The organism is Tunturiibacter gelidiferens (assembly GCF_051013345.1).
GTDB lineage: Bacteria > Acidobacteriota > Terriglobia > Terriglobales > Acidobacteriaceae > Edaphobacter > Edaphobacter gelidiferens_A.
On the sequence record NZ_CP132939.1, the window covers coordinates 2,493,477 to 2,507,243 of the forward strand.

General features: G+C 53.1%; 11 protein-coding genes and 2 pseudogenes. 9 read left to right on the forward strand and 4 right to left on the reverse strand.

From position 1 onward, the window contains the following. Nucleotides 1-11 precede the first annotated feature (11 nt). Nucleotides 12-822 (reverse strand): annotated as a pseudogene (locus RBB80_RS12275) (IS5 family transposase). An 851-nt stretch (nt 823-1,673) separates the two neighbouring features. On the opposite strand from RBB80_RS12275, the gene RBB80_RS12280 reads away from it, so the two are divergent. From RBB80_RS12280 to RBB80_RS12315, 8 genes are all read left to right on the forward strand, one after another. Then, nucleotides 1,674-2,462 (forward strand): hypothetical protein, encoded by a 789-nt coding sequence (locus tag RBB80_RS12280; protein WP_433968441.1) that lies wholly within the window; start codon nt 1,674-1,676, stop codon nt 2,460-2,462. 102 nt (nt 2,463-2,564) lie between these two features. Further along, nucleotides 2,565-3,656, forward strand: a complete 1,092-nt coding sequence (locus RBB80_RS12285) for a glycosyltransferase family 4 protein (RefSeq protein WP_433968442.1) — start codon at nt 2,565-2,567, stop codon at nt 3,654-3,656. Nucleotides 3,657-4,493: 837 nt separating this feature from the next. Next, on the forward strand, nt 4,494-5,474 hold the full coding sequence (locus tag RBB80_RS12290) for a hypothetical protein (RefSeq protein WP_433968443.1): 981 nt from the start codon (nt 4,494-4,496) through the stop codon (nt 5,472-5,474). After that, the gene (locus RBB80_RS12295) at nt 5,458-6,447 is read left to right on the forward strand and encodes a glycosyltransferase family 2 protein (protein WP_433968444.1); all 990 of its coding nucleotides are present in this window, start codon (nt 5,458-5,460) and stop codon (nt 6,445-6,447) included. Before RBB80_RS12290 ends, RBB80_RS12295 begins: the two co-directional genes overlap by 17 nt. Before the next feature lie 16 nt (nt 6,448-6,463). After that, complete coding sequence (locus RBB80_RS12300) at nt 6,464-6,883, forward strand: glycosyltransferase family 2 protein (protein ID WP_433968445.1); 420 nt, start codon at nt 6,464-6,466, stop codon at nt 6,881-6,883. Nucleotides 6,884-7,417: 534 nt separating this feature from the next. Further along, nucleotides 7,418-8,617 (forward strand): asparagine synthase (glutamine-hydrolyzing), encoded by a 1,200-nt coding sequence (asnB, locus tag RBB80_RS12305; RefSeq protein WP_433968446.1) that lies wholly within the window; start codon nt 7,418-7,420, stop codon nt 8,615-8,617. Nucleotides 8,618-8,807: 190 nt separating this feature from the next. Continuing rightward, complete coding sequence (locus tag RBB80_RS12310) at nt 8,808-9,344, forward strand: asparagine synthase-related protein (RefSeq protein ID WP_433968448.1); 537 nt, start codon at nt 8,808-8,810, stop codon at nt 9,342-9,344. A gap of 1,086 nt (nt 9,345-10,430) precedes the next feature. Further along, nucleotides 10,431-11,249, forward strand: coding sequence for a hypothetical protein (locus tag RBB80_RS12315; protein ID WP_433968450.1), 819 nt, complete (start codon nt 10,431-10,433; stop codon nt 11,247-11,249). Between the two features lie 21 nt (nt 11,250-11,270). Here the strand turns inward: RBB80_RS12315 and RBB80_RS12320 are convergent, their stop codons facing one another. Beyond that, nucleotides 11,271-11,753 carry an integrase core domain-containing protein gene (locus tag RBB80_RS12320; protein WP_433968452.1) on the reverse strand — a complete coding sequence of 161 codons (483 nt, stop codon included), beginning with the start codon at nt 11,751-11,753 and terminating at the stop codon, nt 11,271-11,273. A 53-nt stretch (nt 11,754-11,806) separates the two neighbouring features. Here RBB80_RS12320 and RBB80_RS12325 point away from each other — a divergent pair. Further along, nucleotides 11,807-13,083, forward strand: a pseudogene (locus RBB80_RS12325) (IS110 family transposase). 92 nt (nt 13,084-13,175) lie between these two features. Here the strand turns inward: RBB80_RS12325 and RBB80_RS12330 are convergent. Next, complete coding sequence (locus tag RBB80_RS12330) at nt 13,176-13,514, reverse strand: DDE-type integrase/transposase/recombinase (RefSeq protein ID WP_433969639.1); 339 nt, start codon at nt 13,512-13,514, stop codon at nt 13,176-13,178. After that, on the reverse strand, nt 13,511-13,726 hold the full coding sequence (locus tag RBB80_RS12335) for a hypothetical protein (protein ID WP_433968453.1): 216 nt from the start codon (nt 13,724-13,726) through the stop codon (nt 13,511-13,513). Before RBB80_RS12335 ends, RBB80_RS12330 begins: the two co-directional genes overlap by 4 nt. Nucleotides 13,727-13,767: the final 41 nt, after the last annotated feature.

The following is a 13,767-nucleotide window of genomic DNA, read 5'->3' on the forward strand; positions in this document are numbered from 1 at the left end:
ACAAGCCAAAGCTAGAGCCTGTTATTAACTTCTGTCAGCAATCTGTATAGGTGAGCGAGCATGAGACAGACGAAAGCCACATAATGCCATCCTGCCAAGGTCTGCGCCATCCGTTCGTAGTCGCGGGCGAGGCGTATGAAGCGTGCGGCCCACGCGAAGCTGCGCTCGATCACCCAACGACGGGGCAGGAGGACAAAGCCGCGTTTAGCCTAGGTATGTTGACCACCGCCAGTTCGATGCCACGGGAGGCCGCCGCTTGCTGTGCGGCCTCTCCGGTGTAACCCTGATCAACAACCGCCAGCTCCAGATGTTCACCGGTGATCTGCGGACCGCTTCGGCCAGCTTCTCCACCTGCTCACGATCTTGCTCGTTGGCCGGCGTAACATGCAAGGCCAGCAAATGGCCCAGGGTGTCCACCGCCGCATGAACTTTCGATCCCTTGCGCCGTTTGGCTCCGTCATTGCCGGCTCGCGCACCAGACTCCGGCGTCGATTGCAGCGTACGGCTGTCCAGCACCATGGCTGTCGGTTGCTGCTTGCGCCCGGCGAACTCCCGCAGCAGCATGCGCAAGTCCTCGATCATGACCTGGAAGCATTGGGCTCGAATCCACCGTTGCGCCTGCTGATAAATGACTGTCCACGGCGACAAATCATGGGGCACCATCCGCCACTGGACCCCGGTCCGCACCACGTATCTCAGACCGTTGAACACTTCCCGCAGACTGTATTTTCGTTGCTGGGCATCTTCGCGGCACAGCGCCAAGTACGGCGCCACGAATGCCCACTCCTCAACATCACTTGGATAGCCGCCTCCACTCGCCATGACTGCATCTTGCGCGAGATGGACGTCGCTCCCTCACACCTTCGACTCAACCGGAACAAAGTTAATAACAGGCTCTAGTGTTTTTCCGGTGGGATCAGCCCAACAGAGCCGAATTTATACGTCTGCACTTGCATGAACAGTACAAGTGCCTTTTACAATTTTTTAACGCGACCGTGCTTTTGGCCAATTGCGACTATCAGCGCGTCTATGACGCATATGAGCCTGACCTGGCACTCTTCCAGTCTGGCGTATACGTTGATGATAGCAAGCGAGAGATCACAAATATTTCAGCCAATCCGCACATTCCGAAACTCGGCTTTGTGATGCCGACGCAATGTGCTGGAGTCGCAGTTCCTTCATTGCAGATATGGCGAAATGGGGCATTGAGATGTTTTTCACGCTGTCAGTGTCGATGCCCGAAAAAAGAGATCAAGTCCAAGACCCTCACCCATTGGGTGTCAACGGCGTGGATAGGATTCTGCTTCGAGAAGCGGAGAGGGAGCTACGGACCGGCCACTATGGGCGGCTACGCGATGTTCCAAAGCAAGCATACGATCGCTCCGACGAGTCTCGCGCTATTGTTAGAGGCACAAGCAAGACTAGTTCTCGATTAACATCTCAAGAGATCACCGACGTTTTTGTGCACTTATAGCCCTGCCGACAGCGTAGCCACGAACCTGAACAGCGTCGCTGCCCACAACGATGCCAGAGCTGGGGACTGGGCTTTGCTAGTAATCATGATCTCGCAACACTTACTCCAGCCACCCGAGAATCAATAGAATACGTGTGACTGGCTTCGAACAACTACCGGAAACCGCGCTACGCTGCATCATCACTAGGAGGTGAACGCTGTGAATTCAAGCAATTGTGTCGTTGTAATCGGCCTTGGTGAAATTGGAGCGCCCCTGATGCAACTCATATCAGAGCACTTTGAAGTCACCGGAGTGGATGTCACACTAGTAGAACCGCCTCCATATGTAGAGGTCATGCACATTTGTTATCCATTCCAAATCAGCGATTTCGTCGGCGAAACTGCTCGCTATATCGACCTTTTCAAGCCCCGTCTCACAGTGATCAATAGCACCGTTGCTGTAGGAACAACGCGCGCGATTGCCGACCGTACCGGAACTGAAGTTGTGAACAGTCCCATCCGCGGCAAACACGCGCAGATGATTAAGGACTTACGTTCCTACACTAAGTTCGTGGGAGCGCTTAATTCGGAATCAGCTGAGAGTGCTGTCCGGCATTTTGAATCAATTGGGTTAAATGTCCAGGTAGTTGGCTCTCCAGAGACAACAGAATTGGCGAAACTCTCCGAAACCACGTACTTCGGTCTGCTTATCGGCTGGGCGCAAGAAGTAGAGAGATATTGTGCCAGAGCGGGCGTCGACTATGACGAAGTAACCTCCTTTTATAGCGAAATTAAGTATTTTCCTCCCGTTAACTATTTTGCGGGCATCATCGGCGGACACTGTGTAATGCCGAACATTGAGATATTGCGCAAGTTCGACGACTCAGAGATGTTAAGCGCGATTGTGAACTCCAACATGATGAAGATCCATCGGGAGTATGACAAAGGGAGAGATTCCGCAGTTATCCGTGCTGGTACACGTGTTTTAGATCCACTCACGCAAGGTTAGGGAATGAGGGAATGGGTGGTCTTGGCAACTGAGCGATATATGAGTGCGACTTGTGTCGGACGGGGAACCACAAATCCTCGGCTCTCTGGGAAACACGCAGCCATGGTGGTATTCTCGCCTTACCCCGCTGACCCCCGTCCTCGCCGTACAGTCGACGCGCTTCTCACAGAAGGAATGAGCGTAGATCTGCTGTGCGAGACCGAGCAAGGCTCACCTGGGCGTGAGATGATCGATCATCTCACAATCACACGGATCCCGATCAAACACCATCGCCGGGGTTTCTTTTCATACATCTACCAATATCTCGCTTTCACGTTCATTGCTGCTATGATCCTGACCCGACGCTCCTTCGAGCGGCGCTACGATCTCGTGTATGTGCATAACATGCCCGATATGCTCGTGTTCTGTTCACTCTTCCCAAAGTGGCTTGGTGCGAAGGTTATTCTGGATCAGCACGACCCCATGCCCGAACTGATGACGGCAATCTTCGACTTGGACGAGAAGAGCCCCGCACTCCGAATGATCAAGATGCTGGAAAAGTGGAGCATGAGCTGTGCTGATCTCGTGATCACCGTCAACATCGGATGTAAGCGCTTATTCGGCAACAGGAGCTGCCCGCCCGACAAGATCGACGTGGTCATGAACTCTCCTGATAACGAGATCTTTCCTTTTCATAGTGCGGCGTCTTATCTGGAACGCACGCAGCGGGAACCCTTCGTCATTATGTACCATGGCTCTCTTGTCGAGAGAAATGGGCTAAAGCTAGCAGTAGATGCACTCGCACGAGTACGAGAGACGCTTCCCGCGGCTGAATTGCATGTATACGGGAAGGCGACTCCGTATCTAGAACAAGTAAAGGAATACGCAGTACAGAAAGGCCTAAAGGAAGCGGTGCGCTTTTGTGGGCCAAGAAAATTGGAAGAGTTGGTGAGCGACATACAGAGGTGTGACGTCGGCGTGATTCCAAACGGGCAAAACGCATTCACGAAGATTAATACCCCGACTCGGATCTTCGAATATCTGGCGCTAGGCAGACCAGTAGTTGCTCCCAATACCCCGGAATTCAGGATTATTTCGCGCCTGGTTCTCTTCACTTTTTCGATGCGGGGAGTGCCGAACAACTCGCAGCGCAGATTTTGGAAGTCCATGCAGATCCCGTCGGCGCCTCCGCAATCACGGAACGTGGCCAAGTAGTCTACCGGGAGCACGATTGGCGTATCGAGCGACGACGGCTTGTTGATTTGGTCAGTGATCTCCTTAACAAAAACGGGGTCGAAGAAGTGGCTCACGCGTGTAACCGTTGAGTGAAGGTTTAGTGACATCATCCCAGGGAGATGTGAGTTCGTCGAGTCTTAGACAATGATTGGCGTAGTTGCAGACAAAAGCCGTTTCGCTGTGATCCGCGAGTTCTTTGAACTATTCAAGACTCCTTGGGAGGGCTACGAGTCTCAAAAGCATTACGACGTTCTGATTTGCGATGAAACTTGCAATCTAGAAGGTGTAACAGCCGGGCTCATCGTAATATTTCGCAACCGTGACGCTCATAGTCCATCGGTCAGATCACTGGACAGCGGATCATCCCGAGAGGACTGCCGTTATCTCTTGTATCGAGGCACGCGGATTCCGATCTACGGCGTAATCACGACATTTTCTGTCAACGGCCTCTGTTCAATACGAGAGGCGGACTCGTTGCAACCGGCCGCATATCGAGAGGGCGGAGCCCAGACAACGTTGGGCGTTGGATATGATTTGTTTTTTGAAATCGATACTCTCCTTACGACAGGGCAGCCAATCTGTAACGCAGCTCTGCCGACTCTCGAATGGCATATTCGTGTTCTCCGTGAACTCATCGTGTGCAATGGAGCCAGGCTAATTGAGATCCCGTCAGTGCCGGAAGGGGCCCGAATGATTGCGTGTTTGACGCACGACGTTGATCACCCGGCAATTCGGTTGCACCATTGCGGCCGCACTCTACTGGGTTTCCTGTACCGCGCACTGGTGCGATCTCCAATCCGCTCGCTTCAAGGACGGATGTCGATTAGGAACATGCTCCACAACTGGTTGGCGGTTCTGAAGCTGCCATTCGTTCTGTTGGGTCTGGCCGATGACTTTTGGCGCCGATTCGATGGCTACCTGAAACATGAACAAGGTATGCAGTCGACGTTCTTTGTGATTCCTTTCAAGGGCGATCCGGGCCAGATGGGGTCTCGCCAAGCTCCGAAAGGCCGCGCTACGGCGTATGGTGCTCGCGACATAGAGACTCAGCTCCGAGAACTGGTGTCCGCAGGGTGTGAGGTTGGGCTTCACGGACTGGATGCGTGGCATGATCCGATCAAAGGTCGACTGGAACTCGATGAGATTCGCCGGGCAACTGGCATTCGGGAACTTGGCGTGCGAATGCATTGGCTATTTTTCGATTCTGAAACACCGAAGAACCTCGAACTTGCGGGAGCCGAGTACGACTCCACAGTGGGGTACAACGAGACAGTGGGCTTTCGATCTGGTACGACTCAGGTGTACAAGCCGCTCGGAGCGACTCGGCTCCTTGAATTACCACTTCACATCATGGATACGGCGCTATTCCTCGCCGGGTATCTGAACCTGAAGCCTTGCGATGCCGATCGACGGATTAATGACATTCTGAACCACGTGGAGGAATGCGGCGGTGTTGTATCGATCAACTGGCACGATAGGAGTATCGCGCCCGAGAGACATTGGGAACAAACGTACATACGGATTCTGGACAATATCAGGAACAGGAGCGCGTGGATTGCGAATGCCAGAGACGTAGTTCGATGGTTCAGAGTCCGCCGATCGGTTCGATTCGAAACCATTGACGGAGTAGAAGTGCCGCGTCTCGAGGACAATGCGCCTCCGGGCGAAAGATTGCCCGGTTTGCTGCTGCGTGTTCATTCTGGAACCGGGATTGGCTGGACCGATGTACCTTTGGTGACTTGCTCCAGAGGGACTTCCGCTCCGAATGCGGCGGAGAATCATGCCTGTGTCAACTAGATCTGATCCAGAAGTTCAGAAGACTGCCGAGCTCTCGATTCTAATCGTGAGTTGGAATTGCAAGCGGATGCTTGCCGACTGCCTCGACTCCCTACGTGACCAATTGTCCTCGTATCGTCACGAAATCATCGTCGTTGATAATGCCTCAAGCGACGGCACTTCGGAGATGATTCGGCGCAATTATCCAGATGTGGTGTTCATCGAAAGCGGAGCTAATCTTGGTTTCGCGAGAGGAAATAATCTAGCATTAGCAGTTACGCATGGGAAATACATCTTCCTCATCAACCCCGACGTAGTTGTGGTAAGTGATTGCTTTCGCAACATGCTGCAATACCTGGAGGAGCATCGAGAGGTGGGCATGATGGGGCCGCAGATTGTCGGGTCCGACGGAGCGATTCAACGCTCATGTATGCGGGAACCCACGCTCTGGAACCAGCTCTGCCGAGCGCTCGCACTAGACAGGTTTGCTACGCGATCCCGGACCTTCGCGGGATACCTGATGGGTGATTTTCAACACGATGCCATTCGCGAGGTCGAAATCCTCAATGGTTGCTTCTGGCTGGTGCGGCGCGAAGCGCTTCAGCAGGTGGGTCCACTCGATGATCGTTTCTGGATGTACGGAGAGGATCTTGACTGGTGTCGTCGTTTTCGGGCGGCCGGCTGGAAAATCGTCTTCTTTCCCGAAGCGCAGACAGTGCACTATGGAGGCGGAAGTAGCAAACAGGCGTCGTTGTTCTGTTATGTTCAGATGCAACGTGCGGATCTCCAATACTGGCGCAAATATCATGGTCTGCTGTCCTGCTGGTGCTACTGGGCGCTGCTCTGGTTTGCGAATGCCTGGCGGGCGGGTGTAGTCGCTATATTATATTTTGCCAGAAGGTCTCGGAACTGCGAGACTCGATTGCGGCTTAAAAGGCATCTAGCCTGTGTGCGGCACCTATACATCAATAAGTACTCCAGCGATTCTCAATGAAAGACGGTGTCATGTTATGCCGAATCTCAGGTACGTCCTAGTTACCCCGGCAAAAAACGAAGCTAGGTTCATCGAAAAGACGATCTCGTCCATCCTCGCACAGACGCACAAGCCAATTATGTGGGTCATTGTGGATGACCACTCTTCCGACGAAACATCAGAAATAGTAACTAGATATTCCATTGACTTTGACTTTATACGGCTCATCAGGCGGCGCTCCCATACAAATATCCGTAGCTTTGCGAGTAAAGTTGAAGCGTTCAATGCTAGCCGTTCTTTATTGATGGATATTTCCTACGATCTGATCGGTAATCTCGACGCCGACATCACGATTAGCTCTGATTACTATGCAAACATCATTTCTGCATTTGCCGAGGATTCCCAGTTGGGCATCGCAGGGGCACAATTTATCTCCCCTTTGGTTCGCGGTACATGACGGACGATGTCACGAATGACAGCGTAGGCGGAGCGATCCAATTGTTCCGTCGAGCGTGCTTCGAGGAGATCGGCGGGTATATGCCGTTGGAAGGTGGCGGTATCGATGCGGCGGCAGAGATTACGGCACGGATGAACGGCTGGTCTGTCCGCAAGATCCCAAATAATCCAGTGTTTGAACAGCGGCCCACGGGAAATTCGCATGGGAACTCATGGAGAGCCTCTTACAAAGAGGGTATTCAGTATAACAGGCTTGGGTACAGCACCCTCTTCTATTGTCTCCGTAGTGCATACCGCCTGAGCCTCCCGCGACCAAGTTTAAGAAGCATGTTTGGGTTGCTAGGTTTTTTCCGGTCTAAGTTTGGTAATGAGAAAACCCTGTTGCCACCCGAAGTCGTGTCATATCTTCGGGCAGAGCAGCACCGCAAAATTAAGCGTGCCCTATGGCCTTGGCGCAAGGAACTCCAAGCATAGGTCAACAAAAGCGAAGTGAGCGAAGCGTCTCTAGAATATAGAAGGCAATCTGTGAGGAAGTATGTGCGGAATTTGTGGCCAGTTTAGTTTTTCAAGCGACCGCAGGGTCGTTATCGAAGATGTATTCCCGATGGCTAATACTCTGGTCCATCGTGGTCCTGACGATGAAGGGTTTTATCTCGATAGAAATATAGGGTTTGGATTCCGCCGATTGTCCATAATTGACCTCGAGGGCGGCCATCAGCCGATGACGAATAACGAGGGATCCGTGTGGGTCATTTTCAATGGGGAGATCTACAACTTCAAAGAATTGCGCAAGACGCTTCAGGACAGGGGGTACAGATTTCACACGAACTCCGACACGGAGGTAATTGTACATGGATATTCAGAGTGGGCTGACGATGTTTTAGGAAAACTAAATGGGATGTTCGGACTCGCGATCTGGGACGCTACGCGCAGGAGATTGCTGCTCGCCCGAGACCGAATGGGAATCAAGGTCGTGTACTACGCTATCGAAGAAGGGCGGCTGTTTTTTGGCTCGGAAATTCGAGCCATTCTCGCTGCGCTTCCCCGAAAGGCCTCGGTCAATCCTGATGCGATCGAATCGTTTCTTCGTTACAGGTATGTTCCTGCGCCAGATACGATTTTGGACGGAATCTATAAATTACCGGCGGGTACATTTCTAACAGTTGAAGAGGGACAGGAGCCAACGCTAAAGCGTTGGTGGCAGTTTGCCCCACGTCCGTTTGATCTGATGCCCAGTGATCGCCGAGCAGAAGCCGACCTTCTGGACCTCTACACTCAAGCAGTCAAGAGACATCTGATCAGCGATGTTCCTGTAGGCCTGTTGCTCAGCGGTGGGATCGATTCGGCGCTCCTGCTCGCATTGATATCGCGGACCCACGGTTCCTTGCGAACGTATTCGATTGGATATGGCCAAGATTTCGATGAAGATGAACTGTCAGACGCGGCTCGTACTGCCGCACATTTCGGCGCACCGAATGTCGGCATAGAAATGAGCCTGACACAATTCGAACAGAACCTCGAATCTGTGGTTTCGGCGCTCGAGGAACCGGTCACTACCTCGTCGATCCTCCCTATGTATTTCGTGTGCCAGCGTGCGCGTCAAGACGTAAAGGTGGCCCTTGTGGGGCAGGGGCCTGATGAGTTGTTCGGGGGTATCTTCGTCATTTGGGTGTTCGGTATGGGACCTACTGGCGAGCGCTTCCGAAGCCCATTAGGGAACGAATCAAAGCAATGATGGCGTGGGGCAAGCGCAATGAATACTTTTTCAGGTCAGCATATTCGCTGGAAATTGAAGATCCCCTGGCCCGATACCAACAAGTGTTTTCGGTATTACCAGAGGTCACCCTGCGCTCCTGTTTCAGGATGGTGTACTGCACGATGGTTGCGACCAAATCCCACAAGTTTGGAGGGAGTTGCGGCCTCTCATGAAGGACGTAGACGACCTTGGCGGGTTGCAGTTTCTTGAGATTCGATCCTCATTACCGGACGAGTTGCTCTTGTACGCTGATAAGCTCTCGATGGCGCACGGCCTGGAGTTGCGCGTGCCGTATCTTGACAAGGAGGTCGTGGAATATGTAGAAAGGCTTAACGGGTCCTTTAAAGTACGGTACGGAATTAGAAAGTGGCTACACCGGCGAGTCGCCAGGCAGTTCCTTCCTGAGTCGCTGTTGAAACGGAAAAAGAAAGGATTTGCTACGAATGTTGTTGACGGATGGTTTCGAAATTCCGCCTCTCCTTGGATGGAGGAGGTTTTCGCGAGCAAAGAATCGCTGATTTTTCGGTACCTTAGGCCTTCCCTTGTCCGCGATCGACTTCAAGAACATAAGGATGGCAGGGCCGACAACCACAAGATTCTGTTCAGCCTCATTGTATTGGAGCACGTTTTGAGGAAGTATGACTCGCTCACATTCGCTCCTGTGCAGAACGTCAGGTATCGAATTATGGGCGGGGGTCTAGTCTAACACTTTGGATGTATTGATCCCGCCAATTGAAGATCACCAATTAACGTGATGGCCGTGTTGATCACTACCAAATCCGATATTGGGGAACTCGAAATCTCCTGCAACCCTGTTTCAAAACAATTTGCGCCGAAATTGCTCGATGTCAAAAACCTAGCAATTTTTACAGTACGACTGGCAGAATTTGCGCAACACCTTGCACATTGCGCCGCAATGGTCCGATCCCCTAAACCGGGATCAGTACTCTAAGTCTTTGTTCTCCAATCGATGTTGGCTAGCTATTGGTTTGGCAACCTACGTGCTTCTGCTTAATTGACCATGTTGTGCTTTCTGCCTCCATATGTCTAACGAATCTGATTTGGAGGGCCCCTCTAAGGTGCTTTGAACAATTCTTCAATCTGCTCGCACTTCTGTGCGAACAACTAACCACCTAACAACCTTGTTCTGCCATCTAGTGTGGCCCTCGGCCCACCCTGCCTCCCGCTCGTTTAGCAGAACTGCGTCCTTTGGCGTCCGGAAATCCCGGGCAAACCATTACTCCATCTTTAGTGAGGGTGAAATATTGAATTCGATCAAGAAAGTCTTTGGCATACCATCACTGATGGTATTGGCGGCCGTAACCGTCTTCGGCAGCCCGACCTCCGCAGTAGCAGCTAATCATTATGTCACAGCTGGAGCATCTGGAAACGGATCCGGGGCAGACTGGACAAATGCCTACACTTCGCTACCGACAAACTTGGTTCGTGGCGATACGTATGTTGTGGCTGGCGGAACCTATAGCAGCGGCCATACGTTTGCCGACGCACTAAGCGGGACAACCCTGATTACCATTCGCAAAGCCTCTAGTGCTACCCCTACCGGGATGATCTCATCGCTGGATGGAACTCTACCTTTGAGACCACCCAAGCAGTATGGACTAATGGTTGGATTTTTACTCAGAGTTATTACACTCTTGACGGAATCACGCCGGGAGCAACCAAATGGCCTAAATCGAATCTAGGCTTCAGAGTAACAGCCCCTAATTATGCAATTCAGATCGGCTTTCAAACCAGAGGAGCAACTAATAACACCTTTCGCAATGTAGAGATTATGACACCGGGACCGGGAACGGACACTGAGCAGTTCGGTGTTTATGAATCGGATGACTTTGCTTCGATAAATAATACGTGGTCCTACTGTTATTTTCACGGAAGTGAGAATGCATTTCATCCGGCTGGCGACAATATCAACAATTGGATTATTGAGTATAGCTATTTTGATACTAACTGGAGTTCCAGTGCTCACCACGGAGAACAGTTTTCGATATGGGGTGCTGACAACCTTACTATTCGTTACAACTATTTCAACGGCTATGCAGGAACCGGATTAGTCATGGCTGGTGGTGACGGGGTTACTGAAGACAACATGCAGATTTACGGAAATGTTTTTTTCAACATTGGCACGACTGCTGGTGGTGGGAATGGCGCGTTTGGGACTATGGATTCTGCCGGAACCACGCATCTGACCAACTGGAAGATATACAACAATACGTTCATCAACGGTGATGTTCGCCTCTCCATCCCTAGCGGCGGGTCTACGAGCGGATGGCAGATTGCGAACAACTTGTTCTACAACGCGGCCACGGATACGTTCAACGGCACCCCTTCCGGCACCTACGACTATAACTACGCTTCTGTCTCGTGGAACTGGCCGACGGGAGCTCACGATCAAGTTGCGAGTGCCAATCCATTCGTCAACTTGGCGTCAGGCGACTACCATCTTGCAAACGACACAGATACATGGACCACACTGCCCTCTCCATACAATGTCGATCCCGATGGAGTACAGCGAACCTCAAGCAGAGGAGCATTCCAATTTGGGGGTCTTCGGCCAAGTACGCCCACCCAATTGACGGGGATGGTTCAGTGAGCGGGGTCTGCCCCTGATTTCTCATCCACTGATAACTGGAGTTTCTCCGTTTTGGTTTTGCTTTGAGATTATGTCGCAGCCGTCGTAGTCGAGGCTGTGCGGATGTGGGAAGCGTTCTCTGCTTTCCACATCTGCATAGCCTGCTCTCTGCCGGAACTCCTCCGGCGTCCTGTAGTCGAGCGAGCGGTGCGGGCGCTCGCAGTTGTACTGGCGCCGCCAGCTAGCCAGGGTGCTTCGTACATGGTTGACTGTGCGGAACCAGCTGGCGTTCAGACACTCATCGCGCAGTCGCCCGTGGAAGCTCTCGACGTGCCCGTTCTGCATTGGCCTGCCGGGTTGGATGTGTACCAGCCCGACCTTCCAGTCCTCGGCCCAGCCCAGCATGCGCCGCGAAGTGAACTCCGGGCCGTAGCACCACACGAAGCACTTGGAAGGAAGAGTCCGAGGAAGGCAGGAAGTCGGGTCGAGGGAGCGTAGCGACCGAGATCCGACTTCCTGGGCCATGGCTGGCTCCTAAGCTGAACGTATGCCTAGTTTCACTTAGGAGAGAACCAGCCATGTCCCTTGTCCAGCCTACTCAAACGCCAGCGGTTCTGGTAGCCATTAATATCGCCAAGCTGCGTCACGATGTCTTGATTGAAGCGCCGGGATGGAAGAACCGCAAGCGCCTGATTCTGCCCAACACTGCGGCCGAGTTCCGGCTCTTTGCCGATTACCTCCATGGCCTGAAGCATCCCGTGCGGGTCGTCTTCGAGGCCACCGGCAACTACCATCGGCCACTTGCCCACTTCCTGAGAGCGAAGGATTCCATCTGGAGTTGATCGCTTCCTTAGCCGTGGCCCGTACCCGTGAAGCGATGCATAACTCCTGGGACAAGAATGATCCAAAGGACGCCCAAGTCCTGCTTCATCTGCTCAAGACTGGCGTGACTCAGCACTACCATGACCCGCTCACGAACCAGATCCATGACTTTCAGGAGCTGTCGCTGACCTATGCTCAGATCTCGCTGGAGAAGACACGGACGCAGCATCGGCTCTTGACCCATTACCTGCCGCTCTACTTTCCGGAGATCGAGCGGTACTATCATGCCTCACGTTCTGAGTGGCTCTTAGTCTTCCTTCAGGTCTTCCCCACGCCTGCTCTGATTGCACGCCTCTCGATGGAAGACTTTGTCCAGCAAGCGTGGACGGTTGTCGGACGCAAGGTCAGTAAACAGCGGCTGCTCGAAGACATCTACCGTACTGCTCAGTCCTCGATCGGTATCCCGGTTGAGATGGACTCAGAAGCAGTTGCCATGTTCCGAGTGGTGCTCGGTGAGATGATCCGACTCTGTCAGTTACGTGATCAGCTGGAACAACGAGCTGCGTGTCATCTCAAGGACAACGCCGATTTCCGACGTCTCCAGCAGATACCGGGCATCGGTCCCATCCTGGCGCTCACGATCCTTGCCGAAGCCGGTGACCTGCGTCGCTTCAATCACCATCGTCAGTTCCTCAAGTTCTGTGGCCTCGATCTCTCGACCCAGCAGTCGGGCCAGTTCCGGGGAACCACCAAGCTGTCGAAGTACGGTAACGCCCGCCTACGCTGCGCCTTTTGGATGGCCGCCACCGTGGCCGTGCGTCTGCGTGAGAACAGCTTCCGAGACAAGTTCGAACGATATCTCCGGCGTGATCCCCTGAGTGCCGACCGCAAGCGCATGGCGTATGTCGCCGTAGCTGCCAAGATGGCTCGCGTGGCCCATGGGATCATCAAGACCGGAACCGACTTCCGCTGCTTCTATGAAGCAGCGGCGCCAAGTGGAAGAGCCGCTTCACCTGGGCCGTCGAGGCCGTGAGGACCTCGTAGATAATGATCCGGCCTTCCACTTGGTTGAGATTTCATTTTGAGTACAGTGGAGACTGCGCACCCTCGGCAGATCTCGTGTCGCTATGGTCGAACGCTCAGCCCTTGCTCGTGGAAGCCACTTGGAGGTACAGTCGTCATCAAGAACATCCCATACGGGATGCTAGGGAACCTTCTCTTCTCTCCAGCTTTTCCTTCCTGTGTTAGTACGCTGTTCAAGCGCAGAATCTCCGGCTTGCCGCGTTCTCCGATCAGCCGCTCCAGCACCTTGGTCACGCGTCCCGAACCGAGGCTGGTATCCGCCTCCAGCGCAAGGCACTCGCGCGTGTAGGCATCGACGACGCTCAGGATGCGGACCATCCTCCCGGTTGCCAGGCCGTCGACGATGAAGTCCATCGCCCACTCCTGGTTGGGACGGATCAGACGCGGTTCCTGCGCTCGATCCCAATCGCCGACAGCGACCCATAGAAGAACAGGAACACGTTATCTTTCCCGATGTTCGTGATTTTAATTGCCGCCGCGACCGGACGCGGGCTGCTCGCGTCCCGGCCCAAGAAGAGCATTTGCGCCTGTAGCCCGCCGTTCAGATCGACCGTACGGTTATCCTTCTCAACCGACCAGAAGACATGAAGCAAGGAGTTTCACCGTTATATCCGGCGATTGTAATCGTTTTCGC